12 protein-coding genes are annotated in these 19,056 nt (G+C 73.0%); 5 read left to right on the top strand and 7 right to left on the bottom strand.

The window, feature by feature from the left end; genetic code table 11:
• The first annotated feature begins 56 nt into the window (after positions 1 to 56).
• On the top strand, positions 57 to 2,531 hold the full coding sequence (locus ACFT32_RS08050) for a penicillin acylase family protein (protein WP_382486969.1): 2,475 nt from the start codon (positions 57 to 59) through the stop codon (positions 2,529 to 2,531).
• A gap of 7 nt (positions 2,532 to 2,538) precedes the next feature.
• Positions 2,539 to 3,345 (top strand): alpha/beta fold hydrolase, encoded by an 807-nt coding sequence (locus ACFT32_RS08045; RefSeq protein WP_382486967.1) that lies wholly within the window; start codon positions 2,539 to 2,541, stop codon positions 3,343 to 3,345.
• Between the two features lie 72 nt (positions 3,346 to 3,417).
• Here the strand turns inward: ACFT32_RS08045 and hisC are convergent, their stop codons facing one another.
• The 5 genes from hisC to ACFT32_RS08020 form a co-directional block, all read right to left on the bottom strand.
• On the bottom strand, positions 3,418 to 5,535 hold the full coding sequence (hisC, locus tag ACFT32_RS08040; RefSeq protein ID WP_382486965.1) for a histidinol-phosphate transaminase: 2,118 nt from the start codon (positions 5,533 to 5,535) through the stop codon (positions 3,418 to 3,420).
• Between the two features lie 67 nt (positions 5,536 to 5,602).
• The gene (locus ACFT32_RS08035; protein WP_382486963.1) at positions 5,603 to 8,353 is read right to left on the bottom strand and encodes a ferritin-like protein; all 2,751 of its coding nucleotides are present in this window, start codon (positions 8,351 to 8,353) and stop codon (positions 5,603 to 5,605) included.
• 23 nt (positions 8,354 to 8,376) lie between these two features.
• Positions 8,377 to 9,594 (bottom strand): cytochrome P450, encoded by a 1,218-nt coding sequence (locus ACFT32_RS08030; protein ID WP_382486962.1) that lies wholly within the window; start codon positions 9,592 to 9,594, stop codon positions 8,377 to 8,379.
• Between the two features lie 200 nt (positions 9,595 to 9,794).
• Complete coding sequence (locus ACFT32_RS08025) at positions 9,795 to 10,604, bottom strand: ABC transporter (protein ID WP_382486960.1); 810 nt, start codon at positions 10,602 to 10,604, stop codon at positions 9,795 to 9,797.
• On the bottom strand, positions 10,601 to 11,545 hold the full coding sequence (locus ACFT32_RS08020; protein ID WP_382486958.1) for an ABC transporter ATP-binding protein: 945 nt from the start codon (positions 11,543 to 11,545) through the stop codon (positions 10,601 to 10,603). Before ACFT32_RS08020 ends, ACFT32_RS08025 begins: the two co-directional genes overlap by 4 nt.
• A gap of 273 nt (positions 11,546 to 11,818) precedes the next feature.
• Between ACFT32_RS08020 and ACFT32_RS08015 the strand changes: the two genes are divergently transcribed.
• The 3 genes from ACFT32_RS08015 to ACFT32_RS08005 are packed head-to-tail and all read left to right on the top strand — an operon-like array spanning position 11,819 to position 15,595.
• Positions 11,819 to 12,679 carry an aspartyl/asparaginyl beta-hydroxylase domain-containing protein gene (locus tag ACFT32_RS08015; RefSeq protein ID WP_382486956.1) on the top strand — a complete coding sequence of 287 codons (861 nt, stop codon included), beginning with the start codon at positions 11,819 to 11,821 and terminating at the stop codon, positions 12,677 to 12,679.
• Entirely contained in the window at positions 12,676 to 13,566 is an 891-nt protein-coding gene (locus ACFT32_RS08010; protein WP_382486954.1) for a hypothetical protein, read from the top strand. Before ACFT32_RS08015 ends, ACFT32_RS08010 begins: the two co-directional genes overlap by 4 nt.
• A 25-nt stretch (positions 13,567 to 13,591) precedes the next feature.
• Positions 13,592 to 15,595, top strand: a complete 2,004-nt coding sequence (locus ACFT32_RS08005; protein ID WP_382486952.1) for a hypothetical protein — start codon at positions 13,592 to 13,594, stop codon at positions 15,593 to 15,595.
• A 75-nt stretch (positions 15,596 to 15,670) separates the two neighbouring features.
• Here ACFT32_RS08005 and ACFT32_RS08000 read toward each other — a convergent pair whose 3' ends face one another.
• The gene (locus ACFT32_RS08000) at positions 15,671 to 18,184 is read right to left on the bottom strand and encodes an ABC transporter permease (protein ID WP_382486950.1); all 2,514 of its coding nucleotides are present in this window, start codon (positions 18,182 to 18,184) and stop codon (positions 15,671 to 15,673) included.
• The gene (locus ACFT32_RS07995) at positions 18,184 to 18,927 is read right to left on the bottom strand and encodes an ABC transporter ATP-binding protein (RefSeq protein ID WP_382486948.1); all 744 of its coding nucleotides are present in this window, start codon (positions 18,925 to 18,927) and stop codon (positions 18,184 to 18,186) included. The genes ACFT32_RS08000 and ACFT32_RS07995 overlap by 1 nt, the downstream gene beginning before the upstream one ends.
• Positions 18,928 to 19,056 lie beyond the last annotated feature (129 nt).

Raw genomic sequence — 19,056 nt, 5'->3', positions numbered from 1 at the left:
CCCGTCCCCCCCGAGGGACCCACCCGATTCGAACGAGCAGAAAGGGGGCCGCACGCATGCCGCGCGTGACCCGGCTGCCCGCACGCACCCGCAGGGCACTGGCCTCGCTCCTGGCCGGGATCACGCTGGTGGGTGCCACCGCCGCGCCGGCCGTGCCGGCACCACCCGACGGGCCGGCCGGCAACGGCCGGCCCGTCGTGATCCGGTACACCGAGCACGGAGTCCCGCACATCACGGCCGGCGACTACCGGGGACTCGGCTACGGCTACGGCTACGCGTCGGCCACGGACAACCTGTGCGTCCTGGCGGACGCCTACCTCACCGTCCGCGCCGAACGCTCCCGCCACCTCGGCCCCGACGCACCCGCCGACACCGGCCTGGGCGTCGCGGGCGACAGCCTCACCAGTGACCTGTACTTCCAGCGGCTCGCGGACTCCCGCACGGTCGAGAGACTGGTCGCGCAGCCGCCTCCCCGCGGTCCCGAACCCGAGGTCCGGCAGCTCGTCGACGGATATGTGCGCGGCTACAACCGCTATGTGGCCGAGACCGGGCGGGCCGGCGCCGGCGGGCCGGCCTGCCGCGGGAAGGCATGGGTGCGGCCCGTCACCCCGCTCGACGTGTACCGCCACTTCCACGCCGTCGCCACCATGTCGGGCGCCGGGACGATGATGGACGGCATCACCGCGGCCCGCCCACCCGCGCCCGGAAAACCGTCCGCCGCCACGTCCGGCCCGTCCGCCGCATCCCTGAAGGCCACGGCGTCCGGGCTGAGCGCCGCCGTCCGCGCCGCCCGCGGAGACGGCGAACTGGGCAGCAACGCCCTCGCCACCGGCAGCCGCGGCACCGGAAGCGGGGCCCGCTCCGTGCTGCTGGCCAACCCGCACTTCCCCTGGCACGGAGCACGCCGGTTCTGGCAGAGCCACCTGACCGTCCCCGGCCGCCTCGACGTGTCCGGCGCCTCCCTGCTCGGCATTCCCACGGTCCTCATCGGCCACAACAACGACCTCGCCTGGACCCACACCGTGTCCACGGCCGCGACCTACGGGCTGTACGAGGTTCCGCTCGTCCCCGGTGACCCCACCCGCTACCTCGTCGACGGGGTGCCGGAGCCGATGCGCGCCCACCGCGTCACGGTGCGCGTCCGTGCCGCCGACGGCACCGAGGACACCGTCGAACGGACGCTCTGGGAAACCCGCTACGGCCCCGTCACCGGCACGGGCCCCGGCGGCTTCCCGCTGCCCTGGACCACCCGTAGCGCCCACGTCCTGCGCGACGCCAACGCCGGCAATCTGCGCGCTGTCAACAGCTGGCTCGGACTCGGCAGGGCCCGCGACACCGACGACGTACGCCGGGTCCTCGCCCGCACCCAGGGCCTGCCCTGGGTCAACACCGTTGCCGCCGACCGCCGGGGCCGGGCCCTGTACGCGGACCTCCAAGTCGTGCCGCACGTCACCGACGACCTGGCGGAGCGCTGCTCCACGCCGCTCGGCGAGCGGGTGTTCCCCGCCGGCGGGGTGCCCGTCCTCGACGGAGGACGCGGCGACTGCGCCTGGGGCAGCGACCCCGACGCCGTCGAACCCGGACTGCTCGGACCCGCGAGGCTCCCCGCCCTGGCCCGCGACGACTACGTCGCCAACGCCAACAACAGCCCCTGGCTGACCAACCCCGCGGCACCGCTCACCGACTATCCGCGCATCGTCGGCGACAAGGGCACCCCGCGCAGCCTGCGCACCCAGGAGGCCGTCCTCACCGCCGAGCGGCGGCTGGCCGGCACGGACGGACTGCCCGGCCGCGGCCTCACCCGAAGAGCGGCGCAGCGCCTCCTCTTCCGCGACCACAGCAGGGCCGCCGAACTGGCCGGCGCCGACGCCGTACGGCTGTGCCGGTCGTTCCCGGGCGGCCTCGCGCCCTCCTCCCAGGGGCCCGTCGACGTGTCGGCGGCCTGCCCCGCGCTGGAGGCATGGGACGGCACCTTCCGTCGCGACAGCCGCGGCGCCCTGCTGTTCGCCCGGTTCGTGCTCAAGGCCGAGACGGTGCCGGGCGGCCCCTGGCGCACCCCGTTCGACCCCGCCGACCCGCTGCACACCCCGCGCACCCTGGCCGTCGACGACGCACAGGTGCAACGGGCGTTCGGCGAGGCCGCCGCCGAACTGCGCACCGCCGGGATCGCCCTCGACGCACCTCTCGGGGCGCACCAGTACGTGGTGCGCGACGGCGAGCGCATCCCCCTCCACGGCGGTCCGCACCAGGCCGGTGTCCTCAACGTCGTCACCCCCCGCTGGGACCCCGTCGCCGGCGCCACCGAAGTCACGACCGGCACGAGCTTCCTCCAGGTCACGGAGTTCCCCGAACGGGGGGCGCCGCGCGCCTCCACCCTGCTGACCTACGCCCAGTCCGCCGACCCGTCCTCCCCGCACCACGCCGACCAGACGCGGCTGTACTCCCGCGGGACATGGGTGCCGGAACGCTTCACCCCGGCGGAGATCCTTCGCTCGCCGCACCTGCGGACCGTCGTCCTGACCGCCCCCTAGGAGAACCATGCCCCTCGCCACCGTCAACGGCATCCGCCTCAACTACGAGGACAACGGCTCCGGTGAACCCGTCGTCCTGATCATGGGATCCGGCAGCGGGGGCCGCGCCTGGCACATGTACCAGGTGCCCGCGCTCACCGCCGCCGGCTACCGGGTCATCACCTTCGACAACCGCGGTATACCGCCCACGGACGTGTGCGCCGAGGGCTTCACCGTCGACGACATGGTCGCCGACGTCGTCGCGCTCGCCGCCCGGCTCCGGCTCGGCCCGTTCCGCGTGGTCGGCACCTCGATGGGCGCCTACGTCGCCCAGGAACTCGCCCTGACCCGACCGGACCTGCTGCGCCAGGCCGTGCTCATGGCCAGCCGGGCCCGCAGCGACGCCCTGCGCGCCGCACTCGCGCGCGCCGAGCGCGAGCTGCACCTCTCGGGAGTGCGGCTGCCCGCCCGCTACCAGGCCGTCGTCCAGGCCATGCAGAGCCTGTCGCCCCGCACCCTGGACGACGAACAGTCCGTCGTCGACTGGCTGGACGTCATGGAACTCTCCGGGCAGAACGAGGCCGGCCGGGGCGCCCAGCTCGGGCTGGAGCCGATGCCCGACCGGCGCCGGGCGTACACCGCGATCGGTGTCCCCTGCCACGTCATCTCGTTCGCCGACGACCTGGTGACCCCGCCGCGCGCGGGGGAGGAGCTGGCCGGGATCATCCCGGGCGCCGGCTTCGAGGTCGTCCCGGACGCCGGGCACTACGGCTACCTGGAGAACCCTGAGGCCGTGAACAAGAGCATCCTGGAGTTCTTCGGCGACGCGGGCTGACCACCCCGGCGGAAACCACAAGGGCGGGGCGGTCGTCACGACCGCCCCGCCCCTTCTCGCCGCGTCGGTGCCTTACTCGGTGGTCAGCAGCCAGAGCCACGTCGACGGCGCGCCGAGCGGCTCGCGCCGCTCCACCCGCAGTCCCGCACCCGCGAAGGCGTCCTCGTACGTCCTGCGGTTCATGATGGGCGTGTCCATGAACGCGTGGACCAACTCGAACCCGACGGAGAACATCGGCAGGGTCGCCCGCCGCTCCTCCCAGTCCTGGGCGACCGTGTCACCGATCAGGAACCGCCGGGCCTCCGGGAAGACCCGGCGCAGCGTGCGCATGACCCCCACGGGGTCGCCGGTGGCGTCGAACAGGTCGTGCATCATCAGGAAGCTGGTCACCAGGTCGACCTCGGGGAACGTACGGCCCGAGAAGGCCAGTACGTCCCCGTGCACGATGTCGACACGGTCCGCGAGCCCCGCGTCCGCGACCCGCTTGTTCGCCTGGACGCACGCCCCCTGGTTGATCTCTATGCCGGTGCCGCGCCTGTGCGGGTGGCCGTCGCACAGCCGCAGCAGCCGGGTGGCGTCCCCGCAGCCCAGGTCGGCGACGGTGCGGAAGTCGACGGTGGCCAGCACCTCCTGCTCGAGCGGCAGCATCAGCTCCCGGCCCACCTCGCCCGAGCCGACGGCGACCATCCCGCCGTCCCGGTCGACGTCCTGCTCGAACACGGAGGTCCCGCGGGCCAGTCCGGACAGGCCCCGCAGCACCTCGTGGTAGCCGCCGACGCCCCAGGTGAAGAAGCCCCGCGTCCGGACCAGCTCCCGGCCGGCCCCGGTGAGCCTCACCGTGGCGGAGGAGCCGTCGGCCGGCTCCACGTAGCCCAGCAGTGCCACGACCCGCAGCAGCGGCATCAGCCCGGTGGCATCGGTGCCCGCCTCGACGGCCAGCTCGTCGACGGTGTGCTCGGGCCGCTCCGCCAGCCGGTCCCAGACCCCCAGCCGGGTCAGCGCGAACACCGCGTGCGCGCCGACGTAGCCGTTGAACAGGTCCTCCGGGGCGACCGGGTCCAGCGTCGGCACGGGCAGCACATCACGGGCCGCGCCCAGGCCGTGGCCGCTGGAGGCGTGCGACCGGGGCGAGGCCAGCACACTGCCCAGCGCCTCGCGGAACCGGTCGGTGTCCTCCGCGGTCCCGACGGTCACCCGCACGTGCCCCGGGTGGCCGAACGGCGCGAGGTCGCGGACCAGGATGCCGTGCTCGTCAGCGAGACGCGACGCGAAACGGGTGCTGTTCCCGGGGGTCTTGACCATCACGAAGTTGGTGACCGAGGGCATGTGCGACACCCCCAGGGCGGTCAAGGCGCGGCACAGCCGCTCCCGCTCCCGCGTGGTGCGCTCGTACACCTCGGCGATGTGGTCGGGGCTGCCCAGCGCGGCCAGCGCCGCCTGCTGGGCGAGCCGGTTGACGCTGAACGGCAGCGGGCGGCGCACCTCCGCGATCCCCGCCACGAGGTCGGCCGGACCCACCGCGTAGCCGGCTCGCAGGGCCGCCAGGCCCCAGGCCTTGGAGAACGTCCGCAGCACCAGCAACCGCCGGCCCGCACGGACGGCGTCCAGGGCGTGGTCGAAGCCCGGCCCGGCGAACTCCATGTACGCCTCGTCGAACACCGGGACCACACCCGTGCGTTCGCAGGCCGTCAGGATCTCCTCGACCGCGGCCGGGGACAGGACGGTGCCCGTCGGGTTGTGCGGGTTGCAGACGAACACCAGGCGCGCGCCGTCGTCCACGGCCTCCACCAGGGCGGTGGCGGACACCCGGTCGCGGTGCAGCGGCACACTGCGCACGGTGGCACCCGCCACGGCCGCCGAGGCGGCGTACCCGGGGAAGGTGGACTCCGTGACGACGACCGTGTCACCGGGCCCGGCCGAGGCGAGGGTGATGAGCAGGACCAGCTCGTCGGCGCCGTTGCCGACCGCGACCATCTCCGCGGAGACGCCGATGTGTTCGGCCAGGCCCTCGCGCAGGGCGGTGACCTCGCTGTCCGGGTAGACGGAGCACCGGCCCTCGAGCTCCTTGGTGACCGAGGCGATCACCCCCGGGGGCGGGCCGTAGGGGTTCTCGTTGCAGTGGAGGCGCAGCATCCCCTCGGCCCGCTCGTGCTCACGGTGGAGGGAGTGCGCTGTCGCTGGGCGGCTCACGGTGTCTCCTTTGACTGGAAGGGCCTGCGTGGGATGGCGCGCGACGGCTGCCCGGTCCGACGGCCGCTCACCGGCCGAGCTCGACGCCGGGCGACTGGAAGGCGGGCCCCAGAACGGTGCGGGCGCCCTCCGCGGAGGGCACGGCCATCAGCTTCCTGGCCTCCACCTGCAGCTGGAACATCAGCCCCACGGCGTCGTCCAGCTCCTTGGGGTGGCCGTTGAACACCCGGTTCAGGGCGGTGAGGAGACGGGTGTAGGAGGCGTCGCATCGCAGGGATTCGCGGCGCCCGGCCGAGTCGGCGGGCAGCCGGTAGGTGTCGGGGTCGTCGATCACCGGGTGGACTCCCTCGGGGTCGAAGGGAATCCGCGGGCCGGTGTAGCCCCAGGTGCCGTCGGAGGCGCGGGCGAGCTGCCGGCCCTCCACGATCTCGGCGAACATGTAGTAGTGCCCCAGCTCCCCGGGGTCGCCCAGACCGTCGCCGTCCAGGTCGTGCGGGGAGCCCTCGCCCTGTTCCACGATCTGGTGGACGGCGAGCAGCGCCGACCGGCTGTCGGTGACCTTGTACAGCGTGCCCGGCGCGTCCGGCCAGCCGACCTGGCGCTCCGGATCGCCGGTGAACAGCTTCCCGTCGCGGTCGAGGCGGATGATGGCCCGGGCGATGCGGTTGTACAGCCAGGCGATGGTCTGCGGTTCGTACTCCGCCTTCGAGAACCAGGTCCGCAGGCGCTCCACGTCGTCGTCCTCGATGTGCCGCAGCTCGCCGTCGCGGGTGACGCGGACGCTCTGCGGGGAGATCACATGCCCCTTGAACGGCTTGCCGTCCACCATGGGGTGCTGCGGCTGTTCGATCGTCATGAACACGTCCCTGACGTGCTCCAGTGACAGCTTCCGCAGCCGTACCCGCAGATCGGGCAGGACACCGGCGGGCAGGGCGCCGGGGAAGGTCGGCACGAGCCCCGGACGGCCGATCTGCGGCTTCCCGCCGACGGCGTTGAGGAGGTTGCACACCTGGGCCATGTGCTGCATCTCCTCGCGCACCACGGCCCGGATCAGGCCGGCGATCTCCACGTTGTGCCCCGGCTTCACGGACAGCAGGGCGGCCAGGTACGGCGGCATGGTCGCCAACTCCACCAGCATGGCCTGCTGGAGGACGTCCCTCAGCTCCTCGACGCTGGTGATGTCGAGCAGTTCGGGGCGGGGCCCGCTGTCCAGCCAGCTCACGATCATGTCTCGCTTTCCTGGAGAGAGGTCCCGGGTGACAGGCATGTGGTTGGGGGAGTCCGGCGGCGCCAGCAGGGTCCGCCTGATGTACGTGCGGTAGCGCAGTACGTCGTTGTAGTTGCCGAGGTCCAGCACGTCCCGCATGACCGGATAGAGGTTCGCGTACTGCTGGAAGACCGGCCGGACGTCCCGCAGCCAGGTCGGCCGCTCGGGAGCGCGGTAGGGGTCGAACACGCGGACCGAGAGCTTCCCGTCGGGTTCGCCCTTGCGGTGCAGCGGCCCGTACGCCACTTCGGCCAGCGCCCCGTCGATGACCCTGCGCGGATTCCCGGGGTCGGTGCCGCTCAGCATCACCCGGGCGCGGCCCTGGGCGTCCGTGACCACCTCCTCCGGCAGCGACACCGGCCGCGGGGCCGAGCCCGCGTCCAGGAACAGCCGGACACCCGCCGCCGGGCGGCCGTGGCGTGTCGCGTACAGGGTCGTGCCGGCGCTCTCCCGCGGGGTGCCCGGGTGGAGGCGGAACACGGAGCCGTCGGCGTGCACCCACGAGGCGTCGGCGTTCTCGGCGAGCAGCGTGGCCGGTGTGTCGCCGGCCGACACCACCGCCAGACGGCGACGGCCGATCAAGTCCAGCTGTGCGCGGTCGAGGCGGACCGTGGCGATGCCCGCGCTGCGCTCGTAGAAACCGCGGTCGATCCCGTCGAGCGGGGCGAGCACCTGCGGGCGGGCGTCGTCGTCCAGCACGGCCAGGGCGAGCGGGCCGACGTCCTTGAGCGGTCCGCCGCGCCCCTCGGCGCGGATGCTGTTGCCCAGGTCGACGAAGACGGTGGAGGAGGGTTCGTCCACCCGGCACGGCGCGTGGAACAGCGGACTGCGGTCGTCGGCCTTGCGCAGTCTGCGCCCGGCGAGGAACCGGCGGGGCTCGCCCTTGAAGTAGGGGCCGATGGAGCCGACGACCCGGCCGAGGGTGATGTTGTCCGGCCAGCGCTCGACGCCGTCCTCGACGGCGTCCATCGTCATCTTGACCGAGAGCATCCCGTCCTGTGTGAGCCGCCGCAGGGCCCGCAGGAAGGGGGAGTCCAGGTGCTCGGCCCAGGTCACGTCGGTCAGCACCGACTGGTATGTGCCGGCCATGTCCGGCCGGCCCGAGGGCAGGTCCGCGCGCGGCCACAGGTCCTCCACCGCGGACGGAAGGAAGTCGCCGCGCAGCAGCTCGTCCCCGTCCGCGTCGAGCAGCCGGGGCCGCCAGCCGTAGATCTCCGGGACCATTTGGTTGTGCGGGTCCAGGTCGACCATCTTGCCGTCGGTGCGCAGGTCGTCGTCGACGAGGCGGCCGCCGACGACCGGATCTGCCCGCTTGTCGGTGAGTTGGCGGCCGTCCGGCAGGCAGACACCGGTGACCGCCACGTCCGCCAGCCGCAGCGTGCCGGGGCCGCGCGGGTTCCACAGCCCGTTGACGTCGGGCAGGTTCATCCGCCACTGGTAGCGCGGCTCGAACAGGTCGTTGTCGAAGTACTGCGGCACGTTGTTGGCCGTGGCCACGTCGGTCTGTATCGTCCCGGCGAAGTTCAGCCGGGGAAAACCCAGGTACGACACGGGGTGTTCGTCCCTTCCGGGAGCTAGCGGGCCGCCGGGGCGGCCCAGCGCACGTTCACCGGGAGCCGCGCCGGAGCGAGGTTGACCCTCGGCGCCGGGTACGCCAGTGGTTCGTCACGTGCGACGGCGACCTGTGAACAGCGGTCCATCAGCAGGGACATGGCGATCTCGGCGACCACCCGGGCGAGGGGCGCGCCGAGGCAGAAGTGCATGCCGTGCCCGAAGCCGAGATGACGGTTGGACGTCCGGTACAGGTCGAACCGGCCCGGCCGCGGGAACTGCGCCGGGTCCCAGTTCGCGGCGGCCGTCCACACGACGACGGGCGCGCCCGCGGGCACGGTGTGTCCGCCGACCTCGGTGTCGCGGGTCGCGAGCCGCAGCGAGCGGGGGAGCGGGCCCCGGTAGCGGAAGACCTCCTCGATGGCCGCGGGCAGCAGCTTCCGGTCGGCCCGCACCGCGGCCGCGGCGGCCGGGTTCTCGTCCAGGCAGACCACCAGGTTCGCCAGCAGCATCGTCGTGGTGTTGTGGCCGGCCAGCAGCATCACCGCGGCGAGGCTCACGACCTCGTCCTCCGTCAGCGGTTCCCCGTCGACCTCGGCGGCGGCCAGCCGGCTGAGCAGGTCACCGCCCGGCTCCCGGCGGCGTCGCTGCACCAGTTCGTGCAGGTACTGCTCCAGCTGTTCCAGTTCCTCGCCCAGCCAATCGGCGCCCGCGGCCTGCGCGGCGGCCGGGTCGGTCAGGGCCGATGCCCAGCTCTGGAAGGCGCGCCGGTCGTCGTGCGGGATGCCCAGCAGATCGCACAGCACGATCATGGGCAGCGGGTAGGCGAAGCGCTCCAGCAGATCGAAGGTGCCGACGCCGTCCAGCCCGTCCAGGATCGCGGTCGCCGTCTCGGCCACACGTGGGGCCAGCGTGTTCACCAGCCGCCGCGAGAACGCCTGGCTCACCAAGCCCCGGAACGCCCGGTGCCGGGCCGGTTCCATCGTGAAGAAGCTGGCGGAGGTGAGGCGTTCGATGACCGGCGGGATGGGCATCTCCACCCCGGCGGCCCGGCTCGCGGCGCGCATGTCCGCGGAGAACGAGGGGTCGGACAGGACCTGCAGCGCCTGGTCGTACCCGAATATCTGCCAGGCCCGCAGAGATTCGTCGAACATCACCGGGCCGTCCTGCTGCAGGTGCGTCAGCCAGGCATAGAACTCCGCCACTTCCTTGTCGAGGGGGCGGGCCTCGTGGTCTTCCATTTCCGGCCCAGCAGGCAGCATGTCACTCCAGCAGAGAAATGAGAATTCAACGGCTGACAGGGCAACTGGAGACTAGCGCAGCCTCGTTGCCCTGTCAGTCGCGGTCATTCTCGAATTGTGCGGAGTGGTGCTGCATTACCCGGTGATTTCCGGGGTCTGCCTGTTTCTTTTCGTCACCGCTTAAATTCCGGTCGGCGCCGTCAGGCGTCGCGGTTGCGCAGCACCCAGTAGCCGGCCGCGTTGGCGGCGAGGGCCCAGAAGACCAGCAGCGCGGCGGCCGCTCCGGGGCCGTAGGTGTCGGACTCGGAGACGCCCATCAGGGCCATGCCGGCCGGCCCCGGCAGATAGTCACCGGCCTTCTGCACGAACTCCACCGAGACCGACTGCAGCGTCATGGGAAGCACCAGCAGGATCAGGAAGCCCACCGTGATGGTCCCCGCCACACTGCGCACGGCCGCGCCGATCCCGATGCTGATCATGCCGACCGCGGCGAGGTACCCGCCCACGGCCAGTGCCTGCCGCACGCTCGCCCCGGCCGTCACCGGATCGGCGACGTCACCGAGAGAGGCGACGGCCGAGCCCAGCCCCAACGGCGCGACGACGAGGCCCGTCACGAACAGCACGGGGACCAGGACCACGCTCTTCGACAGCAGCATCCGGTGCCGCACGGGCACCCACTGCAACGTCCCGCGGATGCTGCCGGTCGCATACTCGGAGGCGATGACCATCGTGGCCAGAGCGAGCACCGCGAACTGCCCCATGAAGACGACCCCCGTGCCCAGGTTCGCCAGCGGGTCCGTCGGGGGCTCGCCCCCGGAGGTCTGCGCCGTCGAGGATCGCGCGGAGACCCCCACGATCACCGTGTAGGCGACCACCAGCGCGGCCGTGGACGCCAGGCACACCCAGGTGGAGCGCACACCCCACAACTTCGTCCACTCCGCCGCCGCGGCCCCCACCAGTCCGCCGCGGCCCCGCGCGGGCGCCGCCGGAGCGGCCGTCGTGTCGTTCATGCGTCCCACCCGCCTGTCACATTCGCGCTCCGCGCGGTGCCGTACTCGACACTGTCGGAGGTCAGTTCCATGTACGCCTCCTCGAGCGAGGGTTCCTGCAGGCGCAGTTCGTGCAGCCGGATCCCGGCCTCGTGTGCCAGGTCGCCGACCTGCTCGGGCGTGGCGCTCCGCACGATCACCGCGTCGTCCGCGGTGAGTTCGGCCCCGAAGCCCGCCGTCCCGATCCGCCGGACCAGGTCCGCGCGGTCCGCCGGGTCGGGGACCCGCACCCGCACGGTGCCCAGGGAACTGCGCTCGATCAGCTCCAGCACCGGGGTGTCCGCGATCAGCTTGCCCTTGCCGATGACGACGACCTGGTCCGCGGTCTGCTGCATCTCGCTCATCAGATGGCTGGAGAGGAAGACCGTGCGGCCCTCCTCGGCCAGCGAGCGCGCGATGGAGCGCACCCAGCGCACCCCGTCCGGGTCGAGTCCGTTCACCGGCTCGTCGAAGATCAGCACGCCAGGGTCACCGAGCAGCGCCCCGGCGATGCCGAGCCGCTGGCCCATCCCCAGGGAGAACAGGCCGACCCGGCGGCTCGCCACCGAGGTCAGTCCCACCGCCTCCAGCACCTCGTCGACCCTGTGCCGCGCGATGCCGTTGCTGCGGGCCATGGACAGCAGGTGGTTCCGGGCGGTCCGCCCCGGGTGCAGGGCCTTGGCGTCGAGGAGCGCGCCCACCTCGCGGAGGGGGTAGCGCAACTCCTCGTACACCTTGCCGTTGACCAGGGCCCGGCCCGCCGTCGGCCGGTCCAGGCCGAGGATCATCCGCATCGTCGTGGACTTCCCCGCACCGTTGGGGCCGAGGAAGCCGGTCACCCGGCCGGGCGTGATCTCGAGGTCGAGGCCGTCCACCGCGGTCACCGTCCCGTACCTCTTGGTGAGCCCGCTGAGGGTAATCATGCTCGCTCCCTGTCGCTGTGCCGATGTGACCACCGTAGAAATCGGCGGGGCGCGGTGCATCCGACGATGGGAATCGGCTGTCTACCACTTTCGTCGGGGGCGGGCCGCGCTTCCGGCCGGGCGCCGGCGGGCCCGCCCTGCCTTCGGCCGGTCCCCGCGGCGCAGTGCGAGATGGAGCGTTTTTCGCCCGGGACTTAAGAGCGGTGACTTTCACGGCGGTTATCGACCAGCATGGCACGCGGTATCACCGGCCGACCGGAAGGAAGACGTTCCATGAAGGCCTTGTCCGTGTTGTCGGAACAGGTCGGCCGTATTCACGCGCTGGACCCGTACACCCTGGATCTCGTCGGACGCGAGGCGCTGACGGTTCCGGAGAATCTGGCGACGGAATACGGTGAGTATCAGAGCGGGGGCTGGAAAACCCTCTCGCTCTACAACGACAGCGGTGACCCCATGGACGCCACCATCCGGGACTGCGAGGCCAAGGAGACGACGCTCCTGGAGCGCATGCCCGCCACGCGTGAACTGCTGCGGTCCTTCGGGCTGCGCTACATGTGGGCACGCATCGCCCGCCTCCAGCCCAACTCCTTCCTGTGGGAACACAGGGACTACCACGAGCTGACCGACGAGCGGCAGCACCACCGGCTGCACATCCCGCTGGTGACCAACCGTTCCTGCGCGCTGGTCACCGGCGGGGCGCGGGTCCACATGGCGCACGGCCACCTGTGGTGGCTCATGCCGACCCACGCGCACGGCGCCTGCAACCTCACGGGCCCCGACCGGCTGCACATCATCATGGACTGCTACGGCGACGAGGCGTTCGGTGAACTGACCGCCGGCATGGGCCTCGACGGCGTCCCCGTCGACCTGCTGCCGGAGCCCTCGAAGAAGGAACTGGCCGAGCACCTCGACCTGGCCGTCATGCTCGCCGGAATGGGCTACCACGAGGCCGCCGAGCACTCGCTGCTGCGGCTCTTCTACCGCTACGCCATGCCGGACGGCACGGTCTACGACCTGATCGTCAGCACCTACCAGCGTCTCGGCGACGAGGAGCGGGCAGAGGCCTGGGCGGCCAAGAAGAACGTCATGCTCTGCCTCGACCCACCCCCCACCCGTACCGAGGAGCAACCGTGACCGCAACACTCCTCTCGGATCCGCCCGGCACCGCCCGGCCCACGGCTCTCGCCTGTCTGGAGCGGGTCGCAGCCGCCCTGGGCACGAGCCCCGAGGTACGCGCGCTGCACGCCGTCCCACCACAGGCCGAACCGCACCACGACGGCGAGGCGCTGCTCCAGGCCGCCGTGCGCGGCGACCGGCTCGGAGACCTCTGGAGCGTCCTCGACACGCTGGTGCAGAGCGAGGTCGGCGCGGTCCTGCCCGGCTGGCGCGACCGGTCCGTCCCCGACGCGCTGGAGTCGGTCCATCTCGTCCCCCAGGACGACCACCTCGTCCGCCTGCGGGTCCGCGCCGTACCGGCGGGCACCCCCGCCGCCGAGCCGCCCGCCGGCTCCCGGACCCTCCTGGACCGCTCGCACGAGGGCGGAGCACCGGCGGACGCACCCGGCGACGACCCGCTGCCCGCCCTCCTGGCGGCCGAGCACCGCCGCGACCGGGACCCCGCCGAACTCCTCACCGAGACGCTCGTGCGCCTGCACATCGTCCACGCCGACGCCCGCGCGGGCCGCAGCCTGGAGGCGTACGGCGGTTTCACCCTGTTGTGCACCGCGCTCCGCGAACTGCTGCGCGCCTCGCTCGTCGCCGGTGCGGGACCGGTGCCCCGAGCGGAGCGGCACGCCGCCGGCTGGGCCGGCTTCGACGCGACACTCGCGCTCACCCCGATCGGCCGCCGCTGCCTCGGTGAGCTGCGCGCCCTGGTGGCCGCGGGACCGCCCGTCGACAACGCGGCGCTGACCCGCGCCGCCGAACTGGTCCTGCGTACCGCCGGCCACGCCGCACCGGCTGTCGTGGCCGGGTTCGCCGGTCCCACCGACTCCTACCGCCGCTACCTCCACCTCGACTGACCCCGACCCACCGGGAGCCCCCGACGTGAACGCGGGATTCGCCAGACGGACCTTCCTCCGCACGTCGGCGGGCGGCCTGGCCGCCGCCTCCGCGGTCTCCTGGGCCGCGGAGGCGCCGGTCGCCTGGGCGGCCGGAGAGGGGGCCGCGGCCGCCGACCCCTACGAACAGGCGGTACGGGACGCTCGCATGGAGTGGGCCGCCCTGCCGCGGGACCCCCGCCCGGCCCCCCACCTCGGCAACGGCCGGCTCGTCGTCCGGGCCGTCGCCGCACCCGGCGGACGCGGGGTGCGGCTGCTCGTCGGCGGGCCGGGCACCCGGTCGGCGGAGCCTGCCGCCGGGGTTCTGGATCTGCTGCCCCTGGGCGCCCCCACCGCCGTGAGGTGCGTTCTCGACCTGTGGGACGCCGAACTCACCGGACGCATCACCACGCCCCGCGGCACCGTCGCCTTCTCGGCCCTGGTCGACCGCCACAGCCCCACGCTGCTGCTGCGCGCCCGTACCGAGGGCGGCGAACACCTCTCCTGCACCGCTCCGCCCCCCGAGGGCTCCGGGCTGCCACTGCGTTCGGTGAGCCGCGAGCACGGCGACCGGCAGCTGCTCGCCGCCTCACCGGCGAACGCCACGGGAGCCGCCGAGGCCACCCTCCGTGAACTCCTCGCGACCGGCACCGACGCCGCCGTGGCCCGGCACCGGGCCTGGTGGCACGACTTCCACCGGCGCGGCTACGTGTCGCTGCCCGAGCGGACCCTGCAGCGGTTCCACCGCGCCCAGATGTACACCCTGGCCGCCGTGACCGACCCCGGCCCCGGCCGGCTGGCCGACGCGCCGGCGCTGCTCGGACCCTCGCGCCACCTCGACATCGGGCCGGTCTCAGCAGCGCTCGAACAGGGTCCGTCGCCCGCCCACGAGCACCTGGCCGGCGCGCTGCCCGGAGTCGGCTCCAAGGCGGGGCGCACCGACGACCCCGTGCGTGCCTCCGGAGCGCTGGCCCTGTGGGAGGCCCACCGTTACACGGGAGACCCGCGCATCGTGCGCGACCTGCTGCGCCCCGCGCTCGCCGGAGTCGTCGGCTACTACTCGGGCTTCCTCATGGAGGGGTTCGACGGACGCCTGCACCTGCCCGTCACGCACTCGCCCGGCCAGGCCGACGTCAGCGACTGCACGCACGACCTGTCGCTGCTGCGCTGGGCGGTCACCACGCTCGTCACGGCCACGCGCAGGCTCCGCGAGAAGGACCCCCGCCTGGCCCACTGGGAAGACCTCGCCGCCAGGCTGACACGGTGTCACACCGACAGCTCGGGCGTCATGATCGGGGCCGGACTCCGGGTCGCGCGTTCCTGCGCGGAGCCGTCACACCTCAACTGGCTGCTGCCCCTGCGGCAGGCCCCCCACCCGGACGCCGACCCGGAGCTCGGCCGGCGCAGCCTCCACCACTGGGCCGGTATGCGCGACGCCTGGCACGCGGGTTCGTACGCCACCGCCGCAGCCATGGCGGCGGCCTCGCGCGACGCGCCCCTCGCCCTGGAACTGCTGCGCCACCTCACGGGGGCGACCGGCGACGGGGCGGACGTCCTGGCGCCCAACTCCCTGTACCGGCACGCCGTATCGCCACGCGCCGCCGCCCCCTTCCCGGCGGGACAGGCGCTTCTGGAGCTCCTCGTCGGCGCGGGCGGCGACGCCGTGGACGTGTTCCCAGCGGTGCCCGACGCCTGGCCGGACGTCCTCGTCGCCGGGCTGCTCGCCCCCGGCGGGCACGTGGTGGACGCCGAGCGCCGAGCGGGCCGTACCCGCTGGGTCCGGGTCGGCGCGGCCGACGGCCGCCCGCTCACCCTGCGGCACGGCCTCGACGGCGACGCGGAGGTGTGGACCAGCCGCCCCGGAGACACCGCGCCCCACCACAGGGTTGTGGCACGCCCGGCCGGTCCCGGCGCCGCGCTGGTGCACCCGGCCCCGGGGGCCACCCTGACCGTCCTGCGCCCGGGCGACGACCCGGACCTGACGGTACGCCAGGTCCCCGCGGCGCGCTGACGTCTCCCACGCGCACGCCACGGGGGCGGGGCAGGTGGACACCCACCTGCCCCGCCCCTGTTCGCGTCGCGGCCGTCACTTGCCCGAGATCGCCTCCAGCATGTTCGTGGCCGCCGCCCGCCGGGCAGGCCACATCGCCGCCAGCACCGCGGCCACCGAGATGCCCACCAGTGCCGACCCGATCACGGTGAACGGCATCGTGAAGTCCCACAGCAGCTGCCCGAACATCGCGTGCTGCATCACGGCACCCGCCGGCACGCCCACCACCACGCCGAGCAACGCCCCGAACATCGAGATGACGATGCTCTCCGCCCGGATGGTCCGTCGCACCAGGAGCCGCTTGGCCCCCACCGCCCGCATCACGCCGATCTCCTGCGTCCGCTCCATCACCGACAGCACCAGGGTGTTGACGACGCCGAACACCGCGATGACGATCGCCACCCCGAACATGGCGTACATCAGTGTGAACGCGAACCGCTGCTGATCGACGCCCTGTTCGACCAGGCCCTCCCGGTCGGTGACGGTCACATCCGGCCGGTCCCGGAACGCCGCCTCGATACCGGCCCGCGCCTTGTCCGGGTCGGAGCCCGTGGCGTACAGCAGGGTGATCTGCCGGCGCAGCGCCTCGGGTGCCTTCGCCGCGTCCAGGTAGATGCTCGCCTGGAGCTCCGTCGCGTCGTAGATGCCCACCACGCGCTGGGTCACGGACGTCTTGGCGTCCAGCTTCAGGGTGATCTCGTCGTCCATGCCCAGCCGCAGCATGTCGGCCTGGTTCCGCGAGATGACCACACCGCGCGTCAGATCCGCGGAGCCGGCCGTGATCCTGGGCGTGAGCACGGTGCGCAGGGCCTCGGGTTCGATCGCGGAGATGCGCCGCACGGTCTTGCCGCCCTCGTACGTGAGACCGGCGAGCACATCGCGGCTCGCGGCGACCCGGTCGACGCCCGGCACGGAGCGCACCCGCTCCACCTCGGCGGGTGTGAGCGTCGACTCGCCGCCCGCCGCCGACTGGAGCACGGTCGTCGTCAACGGCACATTGGCGCGGGTCGTGGAGGCGATCAGGTCGGCGAAGGACGCGCTCAGCGTCGCGAACGCGCACACCAGACCGAGCCCCACGGTGATGGCGGTCGCCGTGCCCGCCGTGCGCCGGGGGTCGCTCGCGGCGTTGCGCAGACCCAGCCGCACCGAGGCACCGCCCCGCATGCCGACCAGCCGGGTGAGCGGCAGCAGCAGCCGCTCCGCGAGGAACGGCGCCAGCAGGATCGCGCCGACCACTCCGAGGACCGCGCCCACCAGCGCGATGATGCGCAGCAGGTTGGAGGAGCTGGGGTCGGCCGTCGCGATCACCATAGCGGCCGACACGACGAGCAGTGCCACGCCGAGCAGGTTGCGCCGCCGCTTGGTCTCCCGCGGCATCACCGCGTCGGTGCGCAGCGCGGCCACCGGAGGGACGGCGGCGGCACGCCGGGCCGAGGTGTAGGCGGCCAGCACCGTCACGATCACCGCGACGCCGTAGCCGAGCAGGATCGCCGTGGGCCGTACGGTGAACTTCACATCGTCGTCGGGCCGCATCACGCCGATCAGCAGCGGGCCCAGGCCGATACCGGCGAGCGTGCCGACGGTGCCGCCGGCCACGCCCAGCACCGCGGCCTCCACGATGATGCCCGTCCTGACCTGCCGCCTGCGGGCGCCGACGGCCCGCAGCAGCGCGTACTGCCGCGTGCGCTGGCTGACCAGCATCGTGAAGGTGTTGGCGATGACGAACATGCCGACCAGCAGGGCGACCGCCGCGAACGGCAGCATGGTCAGCCGCAGGTCCTGCGCCTCGTCCTCCGACTGGGCGGCCGCGGCGCCGGCGAGGGCCCGGCCGGTCTCCACCGGGTAGGTGTCCGGCACGGCGCCCCGTGCGGTCTCGGCGAGTGCGTCCGCCGACGTTCCGGGTTCGGCGGTCAGCTCGACGCGGTGGTAGCGGGCACCGAGGAAGCGGGCGGCTCCGGCGTCGTCGTAGGCGACCACGGGGACGGCGTCCGACGCCTCGTCGGAGTCGGCCTCCGCCTGCGGGCCCAGCCGGTGGTAGGTGAACAGGCCCGACACCTCGGCCCGTTCGGAGCGCCCGCCGGAGAGCAGCACCCGCACGGTGTCGCCCACGCCGACCCCGGCCGTCTCGGCGTCGGTGCTGTTGAGGGCGACCTCGCCGGTGCCCCCCGGTTTGCGGCCGGCGTCCAGGGTGAACCGCTCGTCGTTGCTCCAGTTGGTGCCCGCCCGGTCCAGGACCGTGCTGCTCTTCACGAGCTTGCCGTCCGGGCCCACGAGACCCGCCCGGCCGACCACGACACCCTCGGCGGCCGCCACACCCGGCAGTGCCGCCAGCCGGTCCTGTTCCGCGGCACCCAGCACCGGCTCCTTGCCGGGACTCTGCACGGCGACGCTGACGTCGTCCCGCGTCTCACGCACTGTCAGGGTGGCCGCGATGGAGTCGCTCACCACCCAGCTGCCGACCGTCGCCGTGACACCCAGGGCGATCGCCACCAGGGTCATCAGCACCCGGCCCTTGTGCGCGAGCAGGTCGCGCAGCATGGTCTTGAACATCAGGACACGGCCTTCTCGAAGGACTTCATGCGCTCCAGGACGCTGTCCGCGGTGGGCGCGAACACCTCGTCGACGATGGTGCCGTCCTTCAGGAAGAGCACCCGGTCGGCGAACGCCGCGGCGCTGGGCTCATGGGTCACCATCACCACCGTCCGGCCGAGGTCGTCGACGCTGCGCCGCAGGAACCGCAGCAGCTCCGCCGACGCCGTGGAGTCGAGCGCGCCGGTCGGCTCGTCCGCGAAGACGACGTCCGGCTCCGTCACCAGCGCACGGGCCACGGCCACCCGCTGCTGCTGGCCGCCGGAGAGCTGGCTCGGCCGGTGATGGAGCCGGTCCCGCAGGTTCACGGTGCTGACGATCCGATCCAGCACCTCCTGGTCCGGCTTGCGCCCGGCCAGGTCGAACGGCAGCAGGATGTTCTCCTGGGCTGTCAGCGTCGGCAGCAGGTTGAACGCCTGGAACACGAACCCGATCCGGTCCCGGCGCAGATCGGTCAGGGCGTCGTCGCTCAGCCCGGTCAGCTCGGTGTCGCCGATCCAGACCCTGCCCTCGTCGGCCTTGTCGAGGCCGGCCACGCAGTGCATCAAGGTGGACTTGCCGGAACCGGAGGGGCCCATGATGGCGGTGAACTCCTGGCGCGGGAACCGCACGTCGACGCCCGCGAGGGCGGTCACCCGGGCGTCCCCGGTTCCGTAGTGCTTGCCCAGCCCCGAGGCCCGGACAGCGTCTGTGGTCTCTGTCATGGAGAGGAGTCTGGATCGACGGGCGTCGTCTCCACGTCGCCGAAAAGTCCACGATCGCGCCCCACTTAGGTCGTGGCCGCACCCAACCTTCGTGGGGGGAGGGGGAGACTCCGGTCGGACGGAACAGCC

Source organism: Streptomyces sp. NPDC057002 (assembly GCF_042673825.1).
GTDB lineage: Bacteria > Actinomycetota > Actinomycetes > Streptomycetales > Streptomycetaceae > Streptomyces.
Note: the sequence above shows the minus strand (reverse complement) of the source record. Positions and strands in the feature narration are given on the sequence as shown.

What these genes read in the sequence shown, in the direction of transcription:
- ACFT32_RS08020 (WP_382486958.1), bottom strand. Translation starts at nt 11,545, where the DNA reads ATGATTACCCTCAGCGGGCTCACCAAGAGGTACGGGACGGTGACCGCG.
- ACFT32_RS08050 (WP_382486969.1), top strand. Translation starts at nt 57, where the DNA reads ATGCCGCGCGTGACCCGGCTGCCCGCACGCACCCGCAGGGCACTGGCC.
- ACFT32_RS08025 (WP_382486960.1), bottom strand. Translation starts at nt 10,604, where the DNA reads ATGAACGACACGACGGCCGCTCCGGCGGCGCCCGCGCGGGGCCGCGGC.
- ACFT32_RS08030 (WP_382486962.1), bottom strand. Translation starts at nt 9,594, where the DNA reads ATGGAAGACCACGAGGCCCGCCCCCTCGACAAGGAAGTGGCGGAGTTC.
- ACFT32_RS08045 (WP_382486967.1), top strand. Translation starts at nt 2,539, where the DNA reads ATGCCCCTCGCCACCGTCAACGGCATCCGCCTCAACTACGAGGACAAC.
- ACFT32_RS08015 (WP_382486956.1), top strand. Translation starts at nt 11,819, where the DNA reads ATGAAGGCCTTGTCCGTGTTGTCGGAACAGGTCGGCCGTATTCACGCG.
- ACFT32_RS07995 (WP_382486948.1), bottom strand. Translation starts at nt 18,927, where the DNA reads ATGACAGAGACCACAGACGCTGTCCGGGCCTCGGGGCTGGGCAAGCAC.
- ACFT32_RS08000 (WP_382486950.1), bottom strand. Translation starts at nt 18,184, where the DNA reads ATGTTCAAGACCATGCTGCGCGACCTGCTCGCGCACAAGGGCCGGGTG.